This is a genomic window from Pseudomonas sp. MF4836 (genome assembly GCF_002018875.1).
Lineage (GTDB): Bacteria > Pseudomonadota > Gammaproteobacteria > Pseudomonadales > Pseudomonadaceae > Aquipseudomonas.
In genome coordinates this window covers 345,667-368,756 of record NZ_MVOL01000008.1, presented here as the reverse complement: position 1 = coordinate 368,756, position 23,090 = coordinate 345,667, and the positions used below count along the sequence as shown (strand labels likewise).

Sequence of the window (23,090 nt, the reverse complement as noted above, 5' to 3'; positions counted from 1 at the left end):
GATCGCCTGTGAGCCAGTCCCTGATCGCCGCCCTGCAAAACCCGGCCCTTTATCCACACCCCGTCGACGGGTTCCAGGTCATCGAGACCCACATTTCCTGGGTGCTGCTCACTGGCCCCTTTGCTTATAAAGTGAAGAAACCGGTCAATTTCGGCTTCCTCGACTTCACCGGCCTCGAGGCTCGCGAGCATTTCTGTGGCGAAGAGCTGCGTTTGAATCAGCGCCTGACCGAAGATTTGTACCTTGAAGTGCTGCCGATCACCGGCAGCGCCGAGGCCCCAGAGTTTGGTGGCAGCGGGCCGGTTGTCGACTATGCCCTGAAAATGCGTCAGTTCCCGCAAAGCCAACTGCTCAGCACACTGCAAGCCAACGGCGAACTGACCGCCGCGCATATCGACCAGATGGCCAAGCAGATTGCCCAGTTCCACCTCAACGCACCGCGTGTTCCAGCCGATCACGAAGCTGGCACGCCGGACAGCGTGATGGCACCGGTGCGGCAGAACTTCGAGCAGATCCGCCCTTTCCTCAGCGACAAGGCTGACCTGCAGCAACTGGATGCGTTGCAGGCCTGGGCCGAAAGCAGCTTCGAACGCCTCAAGCCACTGTTCGCCCAGCGCAAGGCTGACGGTTTCATTCGCGAATGCCACGGTGATATCCACCTGGGCAACGCCACCGTGATCGACGGCCAGGTAGTGATTTTCGACTGCATCGAATTCAACGAACCGTTCCGCTTCACCGACGTCTATGCCGATACCGGCTTCCTGGCGATGGACCTTGAAGACCGTGGCCTGAAAAGTCTCGCTCGCCGCTTTATCAGCCAGTACCTGGAGCTGACCGGCGACTATCAAGGCCTGGAGTTGCTGAACTTCTATAAAGCCTACCGTGCCCTGGTCCGGGCCAAGGTCAGCCTGTTCAGCATGCCGGCCGACGCCACTCCGGTGCAGCGTGCCACCACCCTGCGCCAATACCGCAACTACGCCAACCTGGCGGAAAGCTACAGCACCATCCCTTCGCGGTTCATGGCGATCACCTGCGGTGTGTCTGCTGTCGGTAAAAGCCACGTCGCCATGCGCCTGGTCGAGGCCCTGGGCGCAGTGCGCCTGCGTTCCGATGTCGAGCGCAAGCGCCTGTTCGGTGAGCAGCAAGTGCAAAACGACCCGAATGCTGGCATTTACAGCAGCGACGCCAGTGCTGCGACTTACGCACGCCTGCACGAAATCGCCGACATCATCCTGCGGGCCGGTTTTCCGGTGGTCATCGATGCCACTTACCTCAAACGTGCGCAACGCGATGCGGCTGCCCAGGTGGCCGAAGCCACTGGCGCGCCCTGCCTGATCATCGACTGCAATGCTCCACCCGCGGTCATCGCCAGCTGGTTGGCGCAGCGTCAGGCGGATCAAAACGACCCATCGGATGCCAACCTGGCCGTCATCGAAGCTCAGCAGGCCAATCGCGAACCGCTGAGCGCCGAAGAAGTACTGCGCAGCAAGCGCGTGGAAACCAATGAAAGCGGAAGCCTCGACGCGCTGGTGGCGAATATTCGCCAGCGTCTGCCAGGCCTGTAAGCAACTATTTCAGCCGCGAAGAGGGAAAGACTTCGCGGCTGAAAAACAGTGGCACTATAATGGCGTCATAAATCCAACAGGTGACGTTGCCATGAGCCAACCAAAGCTTCTCGACACCCCGCTGTACGCCCTGCTGCACAAAGATGACATCACCGGATTCAACCGCGAACGCCCAACGGACCAGCCGATCGACATGCGTGGCGGCGACTTTCGTGGCCTCGACCTGCGCGATCTGAACGCCGAGGGTATCGATTTCACCGACGCCTATTTCCGCTCCGCCGATTTGCGCGGCCTGGATTTGCGCAGTTCGGCCATGGAAGGCGCCAGCCTGTCCCATGCGCAGATCTCCGGGACCTACTTTCCTCCGGAACTGACGGCAGATGAAATTCTCATGTCGGTCAATTTCGGCACCCGCCTGCGTTATCGCACCAAGTAACAACCTGCTGCTACAGGTCCGGCGCCCCAGGATTTGCGCTGGACTCCTCGCTTTGCCTCTTCTTTTGCTCCCCCCAAATGCCCCACCGAGCGCCCCGCAGCGTCCGGCTTAGAAGCATTTGCGTTGAAACCGACCAAAGAACAGCGCTTTTCCTACTGAGCGCTACACTCCTCTGAGACTTGCCCACGCACCATTCGGCCGTCGCAAGGAGGCTTGATGAATGATGAACTGCAACATCTGAAAAACCTTGGCAAGACGTCCGCACAATGGCTGCATGCAGTGGGTATCCATAGTGCGTCGGACTTGCGTCGCCTGGGCGCGGTGGATGCTTACAGGGCTGTACGCACCCGCGGCTTTCGTGCCTCGAAAGTTCTGCTGTATGCCATTGAAGGTGCATTGATGGATGTGCATTGGAACGACATTCCGGCCGAGCGCAAAGAAGCGCTGAACCGGCAGCTGGAAGCGATTTCCGCGCGCCATCAGAACTGACCTCGCGAGGGGGCTGCATGTACTTACTGGGGGAACAACCGGCGTATGCCGACAGCCTGATCAATCGACTGCAAAGTATCCCGACACAGCTGCTGGAAGGCCTGGCTCCGGCAGGCGATCATGTGCTGATCGACGCCACCCAGGACCTCTCCAGTGTGCTTGCGGGACATCAGTTGTTCCTACTCGAAAGTGGCCAGGTGCAGGCCAGCATCGACCAGCGCCCGCTGTTCTATCTGCATGAGGGTGACCTGCTTGGGCTACGGCGCGGCAGTGAGCAGCCAGCCTGGCATTTGCGCTGCGAGACCGAGTTGAGCCTGATTCCGTACCTGCGTTCGGCGGTGTTCCAGCATATCTACGCCGACGAGCAGCGCGCCGAACTGTTCCTGCAATACCTGCTTGGCCAGACTGCCCTGCTCGCGGACGCGGTGGCGCGGCTGAAACCACCGGAGTTTCGCAGCAGCAACGGCTTCAGGCGGGTGGACACTGGCGAGGTGCTGATCCATCAGGGCGATGAGGCCGACCATGTGTTCGTGATCATCGAAGGCCATGCGCAGGCCTATGTCGACGGTCACAACGTCGGTGAAGTACCCAAAGATGAAATCTTCGGTGCGATGGCGGTATTCACCGGCGAAAAACGCAGCGCCAGCGTGATTGCCAGCGAGCCCAGCACCGTGATGCTGATTCCCAAGGAGCAGTTTCTCAGCCTGACCATGAGCAATCCGCGCATCGCCCACAGCCTTATCGAGAGCATGGCACGGCGCATCGACCTGCTGAACAAGGAAGTCACCCGGCTGCACGCCCTGAGCAACCGCGCCTGAGACCACTGTTTACGGGCAATCCAAACGAGCGTTTGGCAGAAATCAAAGAAACTTGAAAAACCTTTGTTGACATAGAAATGAGAATCGTTATGATTATCACAACTGGTCGCGAGATCAGTCGATAACCTGGAAGACCAGTGGTTCGGACTCTCAGATTATCTCCTCATCAGGCTAATCACGGTTATTTGACCCGGCTCTTGCCGGGTCTTTTTTTGCCTGTGGAAAAGTGCCTGGTAACAACGCCTTAGTTTTATTTGCGCAAGGGCGCGCAGTCATCCTGATCCGGCATCCGTGCGCTGTACCAGACGTAATCGGCGCTGTCGGCAGCCACCGGTGTCCCCTGCTGGGCAAGAATCAGCACCGCCGTGCCCTGGGCCGCGCCGAGATCGGCCAGGTGCACCGGCACTCCCACATCCTTGCGGGCGTGGTAAGCCCCCGTGAAAAACAGTGCTGGAACCGGCGCCGCCAATAAACGTTCGGCCATGCGCCGGTCGCGCTGCTGCTGGACCGCCAACATGGCTGGCACCTGGCTCTCGGGCAACAAACCGCAATGCGCATCGCGAATTTGGGTCTGCAAAAGGTCCTTGACCGCCTGGGAGTTGGCATGGACGCCACTCAGAACCGGAGGCTGCGCATAAATACGGCGAATTTCGCTGGCGTCCAGGTTGGCCGCCAGCAGTGGATAAGGCTGCGCCAGGGCGAAGCGCACAATCGGCCCATACAAGGCCCAATCCCAGCCCGGCTGCCAGGCCAGCGCCGCCGGCAAATCCTCGGGCCAACCCTGGGACTTCAATTGCTGACGCACGGTATCGACCCGCGATTGCTGCTGCGCAACCAACATCTCCAGCAACAGGCTGCCTTGCGGGCGTTGGCTGGCCAGTGCCCGCATCAGCCACAGCTGCAGGACATGGTGATCGGCATTGTCGTGCTGCTCGCCGACAATCACCCGGGGCGCCTGGGCCAGTCGCTCGACCAGCTCCGCAGTTGACAGTGACCGTCCGCTGCGCAACTCAATAATCTCGCTGGCCCGCTGCGCCTCAGGTAACGGCGGCAGCGCCACGCCTTGGCACCCCGCAACCAGCAGTACCGCGAGTAACCCTATCAGCCCGCGCATGGATCGCTCTCCGCAAATGGCTCAACGAGCAATGATCAGGGGATGACCGCGCTCCGGATGTGCCTGCACCAGCACCTCCAGGCCAAACACCGCCTTGAGCGGCTCGGGGCGCAGGACCTGCTCCGGAGTGTCCAGCGCATGGGGACTGCCCCCCTGAAGCAGCAGCACCCGGTCACAATAGCGCGCGGCCAGGTTCAGATCATGCAGGATCACCAGCACCGCGACCCCACGATCGGCAAATGCCCGAATTGCCTGCAAGGTGATGTGCTGGTGCAAGGGATCAAGGGCCGAGGTGGGCTCATCGAGCAATAACGTCTGCCCCACCTGCCCTGGCCATAGCTGAGCCAACACCCGCGCCAGGTGAACACGCTGGCGCTCACCGCCAGACAGCGCGAGGTAGCTGCGCCCTTGCAAATGGGCGGCGTCTGCCGCTTGCAGGGCCTCAAGGACGATTTCGTCATCCCGGACCCGCCCGCTCTGGTGCGGCAAGCGCCCCATCCCTACGACCTCTTCCACACGAAAGGCAAAATCCAGCGTTGAGTGTTGAGGCAAGACCGCCAGCCGCTGGGCCCGTTGTGCGCCTCCCCATTGCGCCAGTTCGCGCTGATCGAGGAGGACCTGGCCCTGATCGGGCTGCAACTCACCACACAACGCCCCCAGCAAGGTGCTCTTGCCCGCGCCATTGGGGCCCAGTACGCCAAGCACTTCACCCGGTTTGAGCTCAAGGTCGATGGCCGTCAGCACCGCTTTTTTGCCGCGCAGGACATGCAGGTTGTGTACGCACAACATCAGGCACGCCCTCGCAATAGCAAATACAAAAAGAACGGAGCACCAATGAAGGCGGTGACGATACCGATGGGCAACTCGGCCGGCGCCAGGGCCAGGCGCGCCACCAGGTCCGCCAGCAGCAACAGGCTGGCGCCCGCCAGGATCGAAGCAGGCAACAAAGTCCGATGATCTGGGCCCGCCAGCAGACGTATCAGGTGCGGCACCACTAGCCCGACGAAGCCGATCATCCCGGCGGCGGCAACTGCCGCGCCGACCCCCAGCGCAGTACAGAACACCAGTTCACGCTTGAGCCGCTCGACATCGATGCCCAGGTGACTGGCTTCCGACTCCCCCAGCAACAGGGCATTCAGCGCCCGAGCGCGGCGCGGCAACCACAACGCCACGCCCGCGCTCACCAGCACCAAGGGCCACAAGCGCGAGTAACTGGCGCCATTGAGGCTGCCCAGGTTCCAGAACGTCAGGGTGCGCAAGGTGGCGTCGTCCGCCAGATAAGTGAACAGCCCCACCGCGGAGCTCGCCAGGGCAGTCAGCGCGATGCCCGCAAGGAGCATGGTCGCTACGTTGGTCTGGCCATTACGCCGCCCCAGGCGATATACCAGTGCGGTCACTCCCAAGCCGCCAAGAAACGCGCACAACGACAGCAAATAAGGTCCAACGGCCTCCGGCAATCCACCAAACAGGGAGCCGCCGACAATCGCCAGCGCCGCGCCCAAGGCTGCGCCGCTGGAGACCCCCACCAGCCCGGGATCGGCCAGCGGGTTGCGAAACAGGCCTTGCATCGCCACCCCGGACAACGCCAGCACCCCGCCCACGGCCAGGCCTAGCAAGGTACGCGGCAGGCGGATCTGCCCAAGGATCAGTTCGGCCTGCTCCAGGCCCTGGCCGTCGATCGGCAGCCCGAGCATGCGCAAGGCCGCCCGCAGAGTATCCAGCAGAGGCAGGCTGACCGGCCCCAGGGCCAGGGACAGCCAGATCGCCAGCAGGCAGAGACAACTCAGGCCGATAAATAAACTACGAGGTTTGACCAGAGGCTTCATGGAGCGGAGTTCGCCGCACTCGCTGCATCAGGGTAGAAGGTCGCCGACAGCACCTTGAGGCTTTGCGGCAGGCGCGGCCCCAATCCACCCACGAGGAGCGTTGGATCCAGCTCAACCACGCGTCCAGACTTGGCTGCCGCGGTGGAGGCCAGAATCGGGTTTTCCTTGAACAAGGCCGCGCGCGCCGCATCACCGGTCAAGCTGCGGTCGGCAAACACCAGTACATCCGGGCTGAGACTGGCCAGCGATTCCACCGAAAAGGGTTTGTAACCGCTGTGGGTCGCCAAGTTACGGCCGCCCGCCTGGCGTAATACCCAATCAGCCGCCGTGTCCTTGCCCGCGATCAGCGGCTTGCCACCGGCATGCCCGAGCAACAACAGCACACCCGGGGCCGCATGCTTGGCCTGGGCCTGGCTGACGCTGGCCTGCTGTTGCTCAAGCTGCCGCTGATAACCCTGGAACAATTGCGCGGCCTGGGCCTCGTTACCCAGCAGTTGGCCCAGATGCTCTAGCGTGTGCTGCAGCGTCGGCAGATCAGCCTGGGCCGAGAACAATTCGACCTGCACCCCAGCGCTGCGAACCTGCGACAGCACGGGTGGCGGCCCCATTTCCTCGGTGCCGACCAAAATCTGCGGACGCAGGCTCAAGATGCCCTCGGCGGACAACTGACGCTGATAACCAATACTCGGCAGCGCCTTGAGCGACTCCGGATGCTGGCTGGTGGTGTCGACACCGACCAGCTTCGATTCGGCTCCCAGCGCACTGACCCACTCGGACAATGCACCGCCGGCACTCACCCAACGTTGCGGCAACTCGGCCGCGTTGGCATGGCCGGCCAGCATTGCGATACAGAGCGCGATTGCGCTGGCACTCAGGCGCATAAAAGCATTTCCTATAGAAGATTGAGCCGATGACGCCGCCGTCCATGTGACATGCCCTGCAACCCGGGCATCGAAATGAGCAAGCGCCACAAACGGGCGAAGCGGCTATTTGATAATTGTTTGCATTTAGCAGTCAAGCACAGACGTGTTTCAGCAAATCACCCGAAAACGCACCGACAGCCTGAGCTTAGAGCCTCCGGCGCCCGAGGATTGAAATGAAGTTTCTTTGCGCCAATGACGACCTGCCCGACGCTTGCAGCCGGGGCTTCGAGCTTGACGGGGTCAAGCTGTTCGCCGTGCGCCGCAACCAGCAGGTGTACGTCTACGCCAACCGCTGCCCGCACCGGGGCGTGGCCCTGGAGTGGCAGCCCGACCAATTCCTTGATCAGAGCGCCAGCCTCATTCAATGCGCGACCCACGGCGCCCTGTTTCTGATCGAGGACGGTGAATGCGTCGCCGGCCCCTGCGCCGGCCAGTCCCTGACTGCCATCCCCTGCCGCGAAGATCAGCAGGGGGTCTGGGTCCAGCTTTAACCGTTGAGCAAGACCTCCAGACGCCGCTCGACACAGACTTCTTCAGCCGTCAGACGCACGCCATAGGCCAGCACTTCAACTCCTGCCGCCACCGCCTCGCGCAATGCGGCAGCGTAGGCCGGGTCGATTTCCTGGGCCGGGCGCACGGCCTCGATCCCGCTCAGGTTGACGCAATACAACTGCACTGCCCGCACGCCTTCGCGCGCCAGGCATGCCAATTCGCGCAAATGCTTGGCCCCCCGCTGGGTCACCGCATCCGGAAAAGCTGCCACCGGCGTGCCGTCGAACCCCAGGGTCACGCTTTTGACTTCGACAAAGGCCGGGCCGTCGGCATAGTCGAGACGAAAATCGATGCGGCTGTTTTCCTGGCCGTACGGCACCTCGCGCTTGAGCGCTGTAAATCCATTGAGTTCACTGATCAGCCCGGCCTGCAGCGCCTCTTCAATCAGCGGATTGGCCCGCGCAGTGTTGACACAGGCCAGGCGCCCTTGTGGGGTTTCGCTGATTTCCCAGGTACCGGGCAACTTGCGCTTGGGGTCGTTGGACCGACTGAACCAGACCTGCCCGCCCTCGACCATGCAGTTGAACATCGAGCCGGTGTTGGGGCAGTGGATTGTCAGAAGCTCGCCGCTGGCGGTCTCGATATCCGCCAGGAACCGTTTGTAGCGCCGTATCAGACGGCCTTCTTCGAGAGGAGGATGAAAGCGCATCAGCCTTGCCAGCTCCGCAAGCCACGAGCAATGCGCTCCACCGCTTCCTGCAGGCGCGGCAGGCTTTGGGTGTAGGCAAAGCGCACATGGTGCCCGGCCTGATGCCGACCGAAATCCAGGCCCGGGGTGAACGCCACGGACTCGGTTTCGAGAAAGTGTCGACAGAAGGCAAAGGCATCACCGCCAAACGCGCTGATGTCTGCATACAGGTAAAACGCGCCTTCGGGCTCGACGGCAATGCCAAAGCCCAGCTCGCGTAACGCCGGCAGGAGAAAGTCCCGCCGCCGGCCGAACTCTGCGCGGCGCTCTTCAAGGATGCTGATGGTCGCGGGCTCAAAACAGGCCAACGCCGCATACTGGGCCATGCTCGGGGCACTGATGTAGAGGTTCTGCGCCAACTTTTCGAGCTCACCGACGGCCGCTGGCGGGGCCACCAGCCATCCCAGGCGCCAGCCGGTCATGCCGAAGTACTTGGAAAAACTGTTCAGCACAAAGGCGCTGTCATCCACCTCCAGCACACTGGCGGCATCTGTGCCGTAGGTCAGGCCGTGGTAGATCTCGTCCACCACCAGGTGACCATTTCGCGCCTTGATCGCAGCCGACAGGCCGGCCAGCTCATCGCGAGTCAGGATGGTCCCGGTCGGGTTGGCCGGCGACGCCACCAGTGCGCCGACACTGTCCTGATCCCAGTAGCGCTCCACCAGATCCGGAGTCAGCTGGTAACGCACATCCGGGCCAACCGGCACCAACTGCGCCGCCCCCTCCACCAGCCGCAGGAAATGCCGGTTGCACGGATAGCCCGGGTCCGCCAGCAGCCAGTGCTTGCCGGGATCGACCAGCAGGCTGCTGGCCAACAACAAGGCCCCGGAGCCGCCCGGGGTGATCAGGATGCGCTGCGGGTCGATATCCAGGCCGTAGCGCTGTTGATAGAAGCCGGAAATGGCCGCGCGCAGCTCGGGAATGCCGCGAGCAGCGGTGTAACGGGTCTTACCGGCGGTCAGCGCGGCCTGGCCGGCCTGGATGATCGGCTCGGCCGTGGTGAAGTCCGGCTCGCCGATCTCCAGGTGAATGACATCCCGACCGGCGGCCTGCAATTCATTGGCACGAGCCAAAAGGGCCATCACATGGAAAGGTTCGATAGCGCGGCTGCGCGCACTGTAGGGCTGAGCCATTAGCCTTCCTTCATATAATAAGAGAGGGAACAAAAGCTCGATTCTACCCAACCGGGGAGCGAGGAGAGAGTCTAAAGCGCTTGGCTCCGCCCGATGGCCGGGAGCCATGAGCACCAACGTGGGGCAAAAAACTGACTAAAATTACATTTTGGCCAGGCCCTCGGACTGGCCGGAGCAACCCTCTCCAGGATCTGCAAGCGCCGTGGGCTGGGGGCTCGACAACCGGGAGTAGCGCGGTCCGACTTGTTCTGGTAAGTTCGCCCGCTTGCAGGCGCAGGGCCGGCAACCGTCGGAGATGGAGCAATCCTGCGCAATGGATTACAAGAGTAGAGGCGGTCCATTCATGCCCACCCAAGCAAAGCAACAGAGCAGCCAATCGATCAGTGGCTTCGAACCCTACGTTGAAACGAAGGGCGAAGAGTACATGGGCAAGCCCATGCGCGAGCACTTCACCAAGATCCTGAACAAGTGGAAACAGGACTTGATGCAGGAGGTCGACCGCACGGTTGACCACATGAAAGACGAAGCCGCCAACTTCCCTGACCCGGCCGACCGTGCCAGCCAGGAAGAAGAGTTCAGCCTTGAACTGCGTGCCCGCGACCGTGAGCGCAAGTTGATCAAGAAGATCGACAAGACCCTGCAACTGATCGAAGACGAAGAATACGGCTGGTGTGAATCCTGCGGCGTCGAGATTGGTATTCGCCGTCTGGAAGCCCGTCCTACAGCCGACATGTGCGTCGACTGCAAGACCTTGGCCGAAATCAAGGAAAAACAGGTCGGCAAATAACAGCCGGCCCGAGTGAAAAACGGAGCGTGCGAACGCTCCGTTTTTGTTTCTGGCATTTCAACCGATGGTGCTCCCTGAGCCCGCAGCACGCGACAACCTCGTGTCGACCGAACCAGAGCATGTAATCGCCCTCCCATGACTGCCTCGAACTCCTCATACATCGGGCGTTTCGCCCCGACTCCCAGCGGCTACCTGCATTTCGGCTCGCTGGTGGCAGCCCTCGCCTCGTACCTGGACGCACGCGCCTCCGGTGGGCGCTGGCTGTTGCGCATGGAAGACCTTGACCCACCACGGGAAGAGCCCGGCGCCCAGGCGGCGATTCTCAAGGCCCTGGAAAGCTACGGCTTTGAATGGGACGGCGAAATGGTCCGCCAGAGCGAGCGCCATGACGCCTACGCCGAGGTCCTGAATCGCCTGTTCAACCATGGCCTGGCCTACGCCTGCACTTGCTCGCGCAAACAGCTTGAGCCCTACCACGGGATCTACCCAGGGCTGTGCCGCAACGCTGGCCATGGCCAGGATAATGCCGCGATCCGTCTGCGCGTGCCGGAGCTGGAATACCATTTCAACGATCGAGTACAGGGCGAGTTTCGCCAGCATCTGGGGCGTGAGGTCGGCGATTTCGTGATTCGACGGCGTGACGGCCTGTACGCCTATCAACTGGCGGTGGTGCTGGACGATGCCTGGCAGGGCGTGACCGATATTGTGCGCGGCGCCGACCTCCTGGACTCCACCCCACGCCAGCTATACCTGCAGGAGTTGCTTGGGCTGCCGCAGCCACGCTACCTGCACGTGCCCTTGATAACCCAGCCGGACGGCAACAAGCTGGGCAAGTCCTACCGCTCACCGCCGCTGGCCGAAGATCAGGCCACCGCCCTGTTACTGCGCGCATTGCGGGCGCTGGGGCAGATACCCGGCAGTGAACTGGACGACGCCACCCCGCGAGAAGTGCTGAACTGGGGTATCACTCACTGGGACGCCGGGTTGAACCCGCGCACCCTCAGCGTGCCGGAAGCGCAATTACGCTGACGCCACTTGCAGCTTGGCGCCCATCCGTTACCATCGCCGCACGTTTTCGGGCACGCACACAATAAAGAGAGGCCGGGATGTACATCTATCGCTTGGTCCTGCTCCTGGTAGTGGGGATCTATCTGTTTTCCCCCGCCATCATGGATTGGTGGATCGATGCTACTGGCGCCTGGTATCGCCCGTATCTGCTCTGGCTGATTCTGATCGTCGTGACCTTCATCCTGCAGAGCCAAAAAGATGCCGATGAGCTTTAGCCTGACCCAGATGATCCTGATCAGCGCCGCCTACCTGGCCGTGCTGTTCGGCGTCGCCTGGATCAGTGAACGCGGAATGATTCCGCGCTCGATCATTCGCCACCCGCTGACCTACACCCTGTCCCTCGGGGTCTACGCCAGTGCCTGGGCGTTCTACGGTACGGTCGGCCTGGCGTATCAGTACGGTTACGGCTTCCTGTCCAGTTACCTGGGGGTGTCCGGGGCCTTTCTGCTGGCACCGGTACTGCTCTACCCGATTCTGAAAATTACCCGCACCTACCAGCTGTCATCCCTGGCCGATCTGTTCGCCTTCCGTTTTCGCAGCACCTGGGCCGGCGCACTGACCACGATTTTCATGCTGATCGGTGTGCTGCCGCTGCTGGCGCTGCAAATCCAGGCGGTCGCCGACTCCATTGGCATTCTCACCCGCGAGCCGGTGCAGCATCGGGTTGCCCTGAGCTTCTGCGCACTGATCACCCTGTTCACCATCTTCTTTGGGTCCCGGCATATCGCCACCCGGGAAAAACACGAAGGCCTGGTGTTTGCCATTGCCTTCGAGTCGGTGATCAAGCTAATCGCCATCGGCGGCGTCGGCCTCTACGCCTTGTATGGCGTGTTCGATGGTCCGCAGCAGCTGGAAATCTGGCTCCTGCAGAACCAGACCGCCCTCGCCGCACTGCACACCCCGCTGCAGGAAGGTCCGTGGCGCACCCTGCTGCTGGTGTTCTTCGCCTCGGCGATTGTGATGCCGCACATGTACCACATGACCTTCACCGAGAACCTCAACCCGCGCTCACTGGTCAGCGCCAGCTGGGGCCTGCCGTTGTTCCTGCTGCTGATGAGCCTGGCGGTGCCGCTGATCCTCTGGGCAGGCCTGAAACTGGGCGCCACCACCAACCCGGAATATTTCACCCTTGGCATCGGCATCGCCGCCAACAGCAAGGCCTTGGCGCTGCTGGCTTATGTCGGCGGGCTGTCGGCGGCCAGCGGCTTGATCATCGTCACGACCCTGGCACTGTCGGGCATGGCCCTGAACCACCTGGTGCTGCCGCTGTATCAGCCACCGGCCGAGGGCAATATCTACCGCTGGCTGAAATGGACCCGTCGCGCGCTGATCGTCGCCATTATCATGGCCGGCTACGCCTTCTACCTGCTGCTGGGCGCCGAGCAGGACCTGGCGAACCTGGGCATCGTCGCCTTTGTCGCCACCCTGCAATTCTTGCCCGGCGTGCTGTCCGTACTCTATTGGCCGACCGCCAACCGCCGGGGCTTTATCGCCGGCTTGCTGGCGGGGATCCTGGTATGGCTGGTGACCATGCTGCTGCCGTTGATCGGCAACTTGCAGGGTTTCTATATTCCGCTGTTGAACATGATCTACGTGCTGGATGACACCAGTTGGCATATGGCGGCGATCGCCTCCCTGGCCGCCAACGTGTTGATGTTCACCCTGATCTCGCTGTTCACCAACGCCAGCGCCGAAGAGGCCAGCGCCGCCGAAGCCTGTGCGGTGGACAACGTGCGCCGCCCGCAGCGCCGTGAACTGCATGCGGCTTCACCCCAGGAATTCGCCACACAGCTGGCCAAGCCCCTGGGCGCCAAGGCTGCGCAGAAGGAAGTCGAACAGGCCTTGCGCGACCTTTATCTGCCCTTCGACGAGCGCCGTCCGTACGCCCTGCGCCGCCTGCGCGACCGCATCGAGGCCAACCTGTCCGGGCTGATGGGGCCCAGCGTGGCCCAGGACATGGTCGAGACCTTCTTGCCCTATAAGGCCAGCGGCGAAAACTACGTCACTGAAGACATCCACTTTATTGAGAGCCGGCTGGAGGATTACCACTCGCGCCTGACAGGCCTTGCCGCCGAGCTCGACGCCTTGCGCCGCTACCACCGGCAAACCCTGCAGGAACTGCCGATGGGGGTCTGCTCCCTGGCCAAGGATCAGGAGATCCTGATGTGGAACAAGGCCATGGAGGAGCTGACCAATATCCCGGCGCAACACGTGGTCGGCTCGCGCCTGAGCACCATTGCCGATCCCTGGAAAGAACTGCTGCAGGGTTTCATCAACCTGCCTGACGAACATTTGCACAAACAGCACCTGGCCCTCGACGGCCAGACCCGCTGGCTCAACCTGCACAAGGCTGCCATCGATGAGCCCCTGGCCCCGGGCAATAGCGGCCTGGTGCTGCTGGTGGAGGACCTGACCGAAACCCAGATGCTCGAAGACAAGCTGGTGCACTCCGAGCGACTGGCCAGCATCGGCCGCCTGGCTGCGGGCGTGGCCCACGAAATTGGCAACCCGATCACCGGTATTGCCTGCCTGGCGCAAAACCTGCGCGAAGAACGGGAAGATGACAGCGAGCTGACCGAAATCAGCGGCCAGATCCTTGAGCAGACCAAGCGGGTGTCGCGCATCGTGCAATCGCTGATGAGCTTCGCCCATGCCGGCAGCCATCAGCACAACGACGAGCCGGTCTGCCTGGCCGAAGTCGCCCAGGACGCCATCGGTCTGCTGGCGCTGAACCGGCGCAATTTCGAAGTGCAATTTTTCAACCTGTGCGACCCCGATCACTGGGTCGACGGCGACCCGCAACGGCTCGCCCAGGTTCTGATCAATCTGCTGTCCAACGCCCGCGACGCCTCACCGGCGGGCAGTGCAGTACGAGTGAAAAGCGAGGCCTCGGAACATACGATCGATCTGATCGTAGAAGACGAAGGCAGCGGCATTCCGAAGAACATCATGGACCGATTGTTCGAACCTTTCTTCACCACCAAGGATCCTGGCGAAGGCACCGGACTGGGCCTTGCACTGGTCTATTCCATCGTTGAAGAGCATTATGGACAAATCACCATCGACAGCCCGGCTGACACCGAAAGCCAACGCGGCACCCGTATCCGGGTGACTCTACCGCGTCATGTCGAAGCGACGTCCGCTGTGAACTGAGACCGTCGAGAGAATTGAATCAATGCCGCACATTCTGATCGTCGAAGACGAAACCATCATCCGCTCCGCCTTGCGTCGTCTGCTGGAGCGCAACCAGTACCAGGTCAGCGAAGCCGGCTCGGTGCAGGAAGCGCAGGAGCGTTTCAGCATCCCCACGTTCGACCTGATCGTCAGTGATTTGCGCTTGCCGGGCGCCCCCGGTACCGAGCTGATCAAGCTCGGCCAGGGCACGCCGGTGCTGATCATGACCAGCTACGCCAGCCTGCGTTCGGCCGTTGACTCAATGAAGATGGGCGCGGTGGATTACATCGCCAAACCTTTCGACCACGACGAAATGCTCCAGGCCGTGGCGCGCATCCTGCGCGACCGGCAAAGCGCCCAGGCCAACCCGGCTGAGCGTCCGGCGGGCAAGGCAGCCAACGCTGGCGAGAAAGCCGGCGCCGGAAACAGTAATGGCGAAATCGGCATCATCGGCTCATGCCCGCCGATGCAGGACATGTACAGCAAGATCCGCAAGGTCGCCCCGACCGACTCCAATGTACTGATCCAGGGCGAATCCGGGACCGGCAAGGAACTGGTGGCCCGCGCCCTGCACAATCTGTCGAAACGTGCCAAGGCGCCGATGATTTCGGTCAACTGTGCAGCCATTCCGGAAACCCTGATCGAGTCCGAACTGTTCGGCCACGAAAAAGGTGCATTCACCGGGGCCAGCGCCGGGCGCGCGGGCTTGGTGGAAGCAGCGGACGGCGGCACGCTGTTCCTCGACGAAATTGGCGAGCTGCCCCTGGAAGCCCAGGCGCGCCTGTTGCGGGTACTGCAGGAAGGCGAAATCCGTCGTGTCGGCTCGGTGCAGTCGCAGAAGGTGGATGTGCGCCTGATCGCTGCAACCCACAGGGACCTCAAGAGCCTGGCCAAGATCGGCCAGTTCCGTGAAGACCTTTATTACCGACTGCACGTGATTGCCCTCAAGCTGCCCGCACTGCGTGAACGTGGCGCCGACGTCAACGAGATCGCCACCGCCTTTCTGGCACGCCAGAGCGCACGCGTGGGCCGCACCGACCTGAGGTTTGCCCCGGACGCCGAACAGGCCATTCGTCATTATTCCTGGCCAGGAAACGTGCGGGAGCTGGAAAACGCCGTCGAGCGTGCGGTGATCCTGTGTGAAAGCCCGGAGATTTCTGCCGAGCTGCTGGGCATCGATATCGAACTGAGCGACCTGGACGATGACGACTTCATCGGCCTGGCTCCGCAACAGGGCGGCGCCAATACCACCAGCCACGAGCCCACCGAAGATCTGTCTCTGGAAGACTACTTCCAGCATTTCGTGCTCGAGCATCAGGACCATATGACCGAGACCGAACTGGCACGCAAACTGGGCGTCAGCCGCAAGTGCCTGTGGGAACGGCGCCAGCGCCTGGGCATTCCACGACGCAAGACCGGGGTCGCCAGCGAAAGCTGAACCTTCGCTGTAGGAAGTGCGGGTAACACTCGACTTTGTGAAAAAACTGTTACCTCTGCAATTTCACGTAACAAAAGCCGGGGCTAAAGGTAACGAAGCCCCGGCTTTTTTTTGCCCGTAAAAAACCCAAAACACCGGTCAACCCCCAGTTTCATTGGGGCTCGCAAAAGTTGGCACGGCATCTGCTATATGTCTGGTACAAGAACAATAACAAGCAATGCATAAGACAATAAAAATAAGACGAATCGACTCACGCATAATAAAAACAACACGGCGGAGGCGCAGCTAACTGATTCTTTTGGAGAGGCGTTGTATTTGGGGCTTGCCCCACAACCAGGCCGAGAACAACAAAAACTGCCCTAAGGCAGAGCCTGAACTGGTTGGATCATCAGATCATTGCAACACAGCGATCAAAGCAATCCGTTTGCTCTTGGCTCCCGATTGGGAGGGTCACTCTGGGTAAACCAGGTGACACGGGCGTTAAACAAAAACAAGAAGCCCAAAACCAATAATAAAAATAGAGCACGCAACTACTTCTGGGGGAGCTTCGGCTCCCCTTGTAGTTTCCGCGATTCAGCTTTCCCCGCCCAACCCATGCCGCTCACGGCTTTCAGCTCAAAACTCCGCCGTCCTACACCATCCCCCGACTAAATGCTAGAATCCCGGCCCATCATGCGGTCATTCTTCGTTATGGCCGAACATTCCTTCAAACAGTGCATCCCATGCTGAAGAAGTTGTTCCAGTCATTCCGTTCGCCCAAGCGTCATACGCAACACATCCGTAGCACGCCTGAAGTGCTCAACAGCAGCCAACATTCGCTGCAACGCGCCCAGTTCAGCCGCTATGCGGTGAACATCGTCGAACGCCTGCAGAACGCTGGCTATCAGGCGTACCTGGTAGGTGGTTGCGTGCGCGACATGCTGCTCAATATCACGCCCAAGGATTTCGACGTCGCCACCAGCGCCACACCGGAACAGGTGCGGGCAGAGTTTCGTAACGCGCGCATCATCGGTCGCCGTTTCAAACTGGTGCATATCCATTTTGGTCGCGAAATCATCGAGGTCGCGACCTTCCGCGCCAACCACCCGCAGAACGACGAAGAGGAAGACAGCAATCAGTCCTCGCGTAATGAAAGCGGGCGGATCCTGCGCGACAACGTCTACGGCACCCTCGAAGAAGATGCCCAACGCCGCGACTTCACCATCAACGCCCTGTATTACGATCCGGTCAGTGAGCGCATTCTCGATTACGCCAATGGCGTGCACGACATCCGCAATCATCTGATCCGCCTAATCGGCGACCCTCAGCAACGCTACCAGGAAGACCCGGTGCGGATGCTGCGGGCCGTGCGCTTCGCAGCCAAGCTGGATTTCGGCATCGAGAAGCACACCGCCGCGCCGATTCGCGACCTGGCCCCGATGCTGCGGGAGATCCCGTCGGCACGCCTGTTCGAGGAAGTGCTCAAGCTGTTCCTCTCGGGCCACGCAGCAGACACCTTTGAGATGCTGGTGGACCTGCAACTGTTCGATCCGTTGTTCCCGGCCAGCGCCGAGGCCCTTGAGTACAACCCGACTTATACCCATACCCTGATCAGCGAAGCCCTGGCCAATACCGATCTGCGCATCAAGCAGAACAAACCGGTGACCCCGGCCTTCCTCTTCGCCGCCCTGCTCTGGCCGGCCCTTCCAGCCCGCGTGTTGCGCCTGCAGGAACGCGGCATGCCGCCAATTCCGGCGATGCAGGAAGCGGCACATGAGCTGATCGCCGAACAGTGCCAGCGCATAGCAATTCCGAAACGCTTCACCATGCCGATCCGCGAGATCTGGGACATGCAGGAGCGCCTGCCACGTCGTAGCGGCAAGCGCGCCGACCAGTTACTGGACAACCCGCGTTTTCGTGCCGGCTATGACTTCCTGCTGCTGCGTGAGAGCGCAGGTGAGCAGACCGATGGCCTGGGCGAGTGGTGGACTGATTATCAGGATGCCAACGATGCCGAACGCCGCGACATGATCCGCGACCTCAGCGGCAAGGATGACAGTGCCAGCGGCGCTCCACGTAAACGCCGCCGCAGCAGCGGCGCCAAGCGCAAACGCAGCGCGGGCCCATCCGGCGAGTAAGTTGATGGAGCGCATCTACATCGGCATGGGCAGCAATCTGGCTGCCCCGACGCAACAACTGCGCAGCGCAACTGATGCCCTGGCGCAGCTGCCCGAGACCGAGTGGGTGGGCGTGTCGTCTTTCTATCAGAGCGACTCCCTGCTGCCCGGCCAACCGCGCTACACCAACGCAGTCGCGGCGTTTGATAGCCGCCTGTCCCCTCTGGCCTTGCTGGATGCGCTGCAAGCCATCGAAAACAGCCAGGGCCGGGAGCGCAACGAGCGCTGGGGCCCGCGCACCCTTGATCTGGATATCCTGCTGTTCGGTGACCGCCTGATCGACGAGCCGCGGCTCAAGGTCCCGCACTACCACATGCACGCCCGGGCCTTTGTCCTCTACCCCCTGGCGGAACTGGCTCCGGAAAACCTGCAACTGGCCGACGGCCGTACCCTGCGCGAACTCCTCGCGGCCTGCCCTTTTGTCGGGCTGGAACGGCTGGCCTGACAGCTGAAACGCATCAGTAACCGCGGTAACACCCGCGGCGTAACAATGCGGTAACACATCCAATTGACTTCCCGAGTTCTCCTCACGACTATAGGCGTCCCGTTGCCGCCAACCTGGCGTTAAAGGGCGCAATCCAGGCCTTATAAGCACGACAAAAGACCGTGCGCCTGAATAAACGAAGAATCACGCGCGTTACTCGCAGTAGTTTCCAAAGCGCCTGAATGAGGACCTTTTGATGCCGGATATCACCCTGACCACCCTGCAAAACCTCAAGCAGAAAGGCGAGAAGATCGCCATGTTGACCTGCTATGACGCCACCTTCGCCCACACCTGCTGCGAAGCGGGCGTCGACGTTCTGCTGGTGGGCGACTCCCTCGGCATGGTCTTGCAAGGGCACGACAGCACCCTCCCTGTTACCACCGCCGAAATGGCCTACCACGTGGCTTCGGTCAAACGCGGTAACAGTGGTGCGCTGATCCTCGCCGACCTGCCCTTCATGGCCTATGCCACCACCGAACAAGCCCTCAACAACAGCGCCCAGCTGATGCAGGCCGGTGCGCACATGGTCAAGGTCGAAGGTGCACTGTGGCTGGCGGATTCGATTCGCCTGCTGGCCGAGCGCGGCATTCCGGTGTGCGCGCACATGGGCCTGACCCCACAGTCGGTGAATATCCTGGGTGGGTACAAGGTCCAGGGCCGCAACGAGAACCAGGCCCGGCAGATGCGCGCGGATGCCATCGCCCTGGAGCAGGCGGGGGCAGCGATGCTGCTGCTCGAATGCGTGCCCAGCGAGCTGGCCACTGAAATCACCCAGGCGGTGAAAATCCCGGTGATCGGCATCGGCGCCGGCAGCGCCACCGACGGCCAGGTTCTGGTGATCCACGACATGCTCGGGCTGTCACTGAGCGGCCGTGCGCCCAAGTTCGTGAAGAACTTCATGGCCGGCCAGGACAGCATCCAGTCCGCCCTGGCCGCCTACGTCAATGAAGTCAAAGCCGGGACTTTCCCGGGCGCTGAACACGGATTCTCTGCATGAATACTGTTAAAACTGTGCGCGAGCTGCGCGCGGCGGTGGCTCGCGCCCGTAGCGAAGGCAAACGTATCGGTCTGGTCCCGACCATGGGCAACCTGCACAGCGGCCATGCCGCACTGGTGACCAAGGCGGCGCAGCGAGTGGATTTCGTGGTGGCGAGCATTTTCGTCAACCCGCTGCAATTCGGCGCGGGCGAAGACCTCGACAAGTACCCTCGGACCCTGGCCGCCGACCAGGAAAAACTGCTGCAAGCCGGCTGCCACCTGCTCTTCGCCCCCAGCGTTGAAGAGGTGTATCCGGAAGGCATGAGCGGCCAGACCCGAGTCAGCGTCCCTCAGCTTTCCGAAGGCCTGTGCGGCGCCAGCCGTCCCGGGCATTTCGAGGGCGTGGCGACCGTGGTCTGCAAGCTGTTCAACATGGTGCAGCCGGACCTCGCGGTGTTTGGCCAGAAGGACTTTCAGCAACTGGCGGTCATTCGTGCCCTGGTCCAGGACCTGAACATGCCGATCCAGATTATCGGCGAGCCGACCGTACGGGCCGCCGACGGCCTGGCCTTGTCTTCGCGCAACGGCTACCTCGACGAGCAACAACGCGCCATCGCGCCGGCGCTGTACCGCAGCCTGAGCCAGATCGCCCAGGCTATCGAACAGGGCGAACGGGATTATCCCAAGCTGCTGGGCGAACAACGCCAGCAACTGGAAGCGGCCGGTCTACGTCCCGATTACCTGGAGATCCGCCACGCCACGAACCTGCGCCTGGCCACGGCAGATGACCGCGACCTGGTGATTCTGGCGGCCGCGTATCTGGGCGCCACACGCCTGATCGATAACCTTCATCTGAACCTCGACGCCACGGCATAAAAGCATGATTGCCCGAAGCAGGACCTTCGGGCAAACTGCCGCCGCCAGGGGCCCGCAGCCACTATTGCCGCGCCCCGCCCGAGGATCTGACAAGGGATACACCCCATGCACGCCATCATGCTCAAGGCCAAGCTGCATCGCGCCGAAGTCACCCACGCTGTGCTCGATTACGAAGGCTCTTGCGCCATCGATGGCGAATGGCTGGACCTGTCTGGCATCCGTGAGTACGAACAGATCCAGATCTACAACGTCGACAATGGCGAACGTTTCACCACCTACGCCATTCGCGGCGAGCCCGGTTCGCGCATGATCTCGGTCAACGGCGCCGCAGCGCACAAGGCCAAGGTCGGCGATCGGGTGATCATCTGCGCCTATGCCCACTACAGCGAAGCCGAGCTGCTCAACTTCCAGCCGCGCATGCTGTACATGGCCCCCGGCAACGAGCTGAGCCACACCAGCAATGCCATCCCGGTTCAGGTCGCCTGAAACCACTCTTTTCTAACAATCCACACCCCTTTGTTGCACCCGCCGTGCGCGCCGGTATAAAAAAGTACCGGCCACAGGTCAGACAAAGCCAAGACAGATCAACACGCGAGGGTTACTGTAATTGCCCCGCGCCATTTATCGTGTTGACGCAGGGTCGACCGAACGAGGCCTGTCATCCAACAGGACGTTCCGGGCTTTTCAGTGTCCAAAAGGCAGTTCAAGCAAAAGGAAAACCGCAGCGATGGCGTATTACCGCACCCCTCATGACGTTACCGCTCTGCCCGCCTGGCAGGCGTTGAATGACCACCGCCAAGCCATGCAGGATTTCAGCATGCGCGAAGCCTTCAATGCCGACCCGCAGCGCTTTCATCATTTCAGCCTGAGCAGCTGTGGGCTTTTTCTCGATTATTCAAAAAACCTGATCAACAGCGAAACCCGCGACCTGCTGGTGGGCCTGGCTGACGAAGTCGGCCTGCAGGACGCGATCAGGGCGCTGTTCAATGGCGAGTTGGTCAACTCTTCCGAAGGGCGCCCGGCCCTGCATACCGCCCTGCGCCGCCCGGTAGGCGACAAACTGTCGGTCAATGGCGTCAACGTGATGCCTGACGTGCACAAGGTGCTGAATCAGATCACCGACCTGGTGGGTCGCATTCACGACGGCCTGTGGCGTGGCTACACCGAAAAACCGATCACCGACGTGGTGAACATCGGTATCGGTGGCTCGTTCCTGGGCCCGGAACTGGTTTCCGAAGCCCTGCTGTCCTATGCCCAAAAAGGCGTGCGCTGCCATTACCTGGCGAACATCGACGGCAGTGAGTTCCATGAGCTGACCCTCAAGCTGCGCGCCGAGACCACGCTGTTCATCGTCTCGTCGAAATCCTTCAATACCCTGGAAACCCTGAAAAACGCCCAGGCCGCACGCGCCTGGTACCTGGCCCAGGGTGGTTCGGAAGCCGAGCTGTATCGGCACTTCATTGCGGTTTCCAGCAACAACGCCGCTGCCGTGGCGTTCGGTATCCGCGAAGAAAACATCTTCCCGATGTGGGATTGGGTCGGCGGCCGCTATTCGCTGTGGTCGGCCATCGGGTTGCCGATCGCCCTGGCCATCGGCATGTCGAACTTCAAGGAACTGCTGTCCGGTGCCTACACCATGGACCAGCATTTCCAGAGCGCGCCATTCGAACAGAACATGCCGGTACTGCTGGCGTTGCTGGGCGTCTGGTACGGCAACTTCTGGGGCGCGCAGAGCCACGCGATCCTGCCGTACGACCACTACCTGCGTAACATCACCAAGCACTTGCAGCAGTTGGACATGGAGTCCAACGGCAAGAGCGTGCGCCAGGACGGTACCCCGGTGTCCACTGATACCGGCCCGGTCATTTGGGGCGGCGTCGGCTGCAACGGTCAGCACGCTTACCACCAGTTGCTGCACCAAGGCACCCAACTGATTCCGGCCGATTTCATCGTGCCGATCGTCAGCTTCAACCCGGTCTCCGACCACCACCAGTGGCTGTACGCCAACTGCCTGTCGCAAAGCCAGGCGCTGATGCTGGGCAAGACCCGCGCCGAAGCCGAAACCGAACTGCGCGACAAAGGCCTGAGCGAAGACGAAGTGCAGAAGCTTGCGCCGCACAAGGTGATTCCGGGCAACCGCCCAAGCAACACCCTGGTGGTCGAGCGCATCAGCCCGCGTCGCCTGGGCGCACTGGTGGCGCTGTATGAACACAAGGTGTTCGTGCAGAGCGTGGTGTGGGGCATCAACGCCTTTGACCAATGGGGCGTGGAGCTGGGCAAGGAGCTGGGCAAAGGCGTCTACAACCGCCTGGTTGGCAGCGAGGAAACACCGGCTGACGATGCCTCCACTCAGGGTTTGATCAACTACTTCCGCGGTCGCCACCGCGGCTGACGGGTTGTTCGGCGTGGCCTGATCAACGGGCCACGCTTTCACCTCCTGTAACAAAGGCAACGGCCAACCGGCGATGCACCCGCAAGCCGCGCACCGCCTAACCTGCTGCGACCCAGGCCAACCCCGCCTCGACCTCGACGGCGGGCCTGCCTCTTGAACCCTCCCCCCGCTCGGCGCATCTTTATTACTTGTC

The 23,090-nt window shown here is 61.6% G+C and carries 22 protein-coding genes; 16 read left to right on the top strand and 6 right to left on the bottom strand.

What is annotated here, in order from left to right; translation table 11 throughout:
• Positions 1–8: 8 nt before the first annotated feature.
• From MF4836_RS20645 to MF4836_RS20630, 4 genes are all read left to right on the top strand, one after another.
• A complete protein-coding gene (locus MF4836_RS20645; RefSeq protein ID WP_078471808.1) occupies positions 9–1,565 on the top strand; it encodes a bifunctional aminoglycoside phosphotransferase/ATP-binding protein in 1,557 nt (518 codons plus the stop codon).
• Between the two features lie 91 nt (positions 1,566–1,656).
• A complete protein-coding gene (locus MF4836_RS20640; protein ID WP_078471807.1) occupies positions 1,657–2,001 on the top strand; it encodes a pentapeptide repeat-containing protein in 345 nt (114 codons plus the stop codon).
• A gap of 216 nt (positions 2,002–2,217) precedes the next feature.
• The gene (locus tag MF4836_RS20635) at positions 2,218–2,490 is read left to right on the top strand and encodes a TfoX/Sxy family protein (protein ID WP_020296504.1); all 273 of its coding nucleotides are present in this window, start codon (positions 2,218–2,220) and stop codon (positions 2,488–2,490) included.
• Positions 2,491–2,507: 17 nt separating this feature from the next.
• Positions 2,508–3,308 (top strand): Crp/Fnr family transcriptional regulator, encoded by an 801-nt coding sequence (locus tag MF4836_RS20630; RefSeq protein ID WP_078471806.1) that lies wholly within the window; start codon positions 2,508–2,510, stop codon positions 3,306–3,308.
• 250 nt (positions 3,309–3,558) lie between these two features.
• Here the strand turns inward: MF4836_RS20630 and MF4836_RS20625 are convergent, their stop codons facing one another.
• The 4 genes from MF4836_RS20625 to MF4836_RS20610 are packed head-to-tail and all read right to left on the bottom strand — an operon-like array spanning position 3,559 to position 7,129.
• Positions 3,559–4,422, bottom strand: a complete 864-nt coding sequence (locus tag MF4836_RS20625) for a ChaN family lipoprotein (protein ID WP_078471804.1) — start codon at positions 4,420–4,422, stop codon at positions 3,559–3,561.
• Positions 4,423–4,443: 21 nt separating this feature from the next.
• Positions 4,444–5,211 (bottom strand): heme ABC transporter ATP-binding protein, encoded by a 768-nt coding sequence (locus MF4836_RS20620; RefSeq protein WP_078471803.1) that lies wholly within the window; start codon positions 5,209–5,211, stop codon positions 4,444–4,446.
• Positions 5,211–6,194 (bottom strand): FecCD family ABC transporter permease, encoded by a 984-nt coding sequence (locus tag MF4836_RS20615; protein ID WP_178102972.1) that lies wholly within the window; start codon positions 6,192–6,194, stop codon positions 5,211–5,213. The genes MF4836_RS20620 and MF4836_RS20615 overlap by 1 nt, the downstream gene beginning before the upstream one ends.
• A 50-nt stretch (positions 6,195–6,244) precedes the next feature.
• On the bottom strand, positions 6,245–7,129 hold the full coding sequence (locus MF4836_RS20610; protein WP_078471801.1) for a heme/hemin ABC transporter substrate-binding protein: 885 nt from the start codon (positions 7,127–7,129) through the stop codon (positions 6,245–6,247).
• A 215-nt stretch (positions 7,130–7,344) separates the two neighbouring features.
• Between MF4836_RS20610 and MF4836_RS20605 the strand changes: the two genes are divergently transcribed.
• Positions 7,345–7,662, top strand: a complete 318-nt coding sequence (locus tag MF4836_RS20605; RefSeq protein ID WP_078471799.1) for a Rieske (2Fe-2S) protein — start codon at positions 7,345–7,347, stop codon at positions 7,660–7,662.
• Here the strand turns inward: MF4836_RS20605 and sfsA are convergent.
• Positions 7,659–8,372, bottom strand: a complete 714-nt coding sequence (sfsA, locus tag MF4836_RS20600) for a DNA/RNA nuclease SfsA (protein ID WP_078471798.1) — start codon at positions 8,370–8,372, stop codon at positions 7,659–7,661. The genes MF4836_RS20605 and sfsA overlap by 4 nt on opposite strands.
• Positions 8,372–9,544: a pyridoxal phosphate-dependent aminotransferase gene (locus tag MF4836_RS20595; protein ID WP_078471797.1), complete on the bottom strand. Its 1,173-nt coding sequence runs from the start codon at positions 9,542–9,544 to the stop codon at positions 8,372–8,374. The genes sfsA and MF4836_RS20595 overlap by 1 nt, the downstream gene beginning before the upstream one ends.
• 343 nt (positions 9,545–9,887) lie before the next feature.
• Here MF4836_RS20595 and dksA point away from each other — a divergent pair, with 343 nt between their 5' ends.
• From dksA to pgi, 11 genes are all read left to right on the top strand, one after another.
• Positions 9,888–10,331, top strand: a complete 444-nt coding sequence (gene dksA / locus MF4836_RS20590; RefSeq protein WP_020296495.1) for an RNA polymerase-binding protein DksA — start codon at positions 9,888–9,890, stop codon at positions 10,329–10,331.
• A gap of 135 nt (positions 10,332–10,466) precedes the next feature.
• A complete protein-coding gene (gene gluQRS, locus MF4836_RS20585; protein WP_078471795.1) occupies positions 10,467–11,360 on the top strand; it encodes a tRNA glutamyl-Q(34) synthetase GluQRS in 894 nt (297 codons plus the stop codon).
• Between the two features lie 77 nt (positions 11,361–11,437).
• The gene (locus MF4836_RS34740; RefSeq protein WP_003176118.1) at positions 11,438–11,614 is read left to right on the top strand and encodes a hypothetical protein; all 177 of its coding nucleotides are present in this window, start codon (positions 11,438–11,440) and stop codon (positions 11,612–11,614) included.
• Positions 11,598–14,552 (top strand): sensor histidine kinase, encoded by a 2,955-nt coding sequence (locus MF4836_RS20580; RefSeq protein ID WP_161955754.1) that lies wholly within the window; start codon positions 11,598–11,600, stop codon positions 14,550–14,552. The genes MF4836_RS34740 and MF4836_RS20580 overlap by 17 nt, the downstream gene beginning before the upstream one ends.
• A 22-nt stretch (positions 14,553–14,574) precedes the next feature.
• The gene (locus MF4836_RS20575) at positions 14,575–16,011 is read left to right on the top strand and encodes a sigma-54-dependent transcriptional regulator (RefSeq protein WP_078471793.1); all 1,437 of its coding nucleotides are present in this window, start codon (positions 14,575–14,577) and stop codon (positions 16,009–16,011) included.
• 722 nt (positions 16,012–16,733) lie between these two features.
• Positions 16,734–18,128, top strand: coding sequence for a polynucleotide adenylyltransferase PcnB (locus MF4836_RS20565; protein ID WP_078471790.1), 1,395 nt, complete (start codon positions 16,734–16,736; stop codon positions 18,126–18,128).
• 4 nt (positions 18,129–18,132) lie between these two features.
• Positions 18,133–18,612 carry a 2-amino-4-hydroxy-6-hydroxymethyldihydropteridine diphosphokinase gene (folK, locus tag MF4836_RS20560; protein WP_078471789.1) on the top strand — a complete coding sequence of 160 codons (480 nt, stop codon included), beginning with the start codon at positions 18,133–18,135 and terminating at the stop codon, positions 18,610–18,612.
• A gap of 235 nt (positions 18,613–18,847) precedes the next feature.
• A complete protein-coding gene (gene panB, locus MF4836_RS20555; protein ID WP_078471788.1) occupies positions 18,848–19,648 on the top strand; it encodes a 3-methyl-2-oxobutanoate hydroxymethyltransferase in 801 nt (266 codons plus the stop codon).
• On the top strand, positions 19,645–20,505 hold the full coding sequence (panC, locus tag MF4836_RS20550; protein ID WP_078471786.1) for a pantoate--beta-alanine ligase: 861 nt from the start codon (positions 19,645–19,647) through the stop codon (positions 20,503–20,505). Before panB ends, panC begins: the two co-directional genes overlap by 4 nt.
• Before the next feature lie 105 nt (positions 20,506–20,610).
• Positions 20,611–20,991 (top strand): aspartate 1-decarboxylase, encoded by a 381-nt coding sequence (panD, locus tag MF4836_RS20545; RefSeq protein WP_020296487.1) that lies wholly within the window; start codon positions 20,611–20,613, stop codon positions 20,989–20,991.
• 241 nt (positions 20,992–21,232) lie between these two features.
• Positions 21,233–22,897 (top strand): glucose-6-phosphate isomerase, encoded by a 1,665-nt coding sequence (pgi, locus tag MF4836_RS20540; protein ID WP_078471785.1) that lies wholly within the window; start codon positions 21,233–21,235, stop codon positions 22,895–22,897.
• The last annotated feature ends 193 nt before the right edge of the window (positions 22,898–23,090 follow it).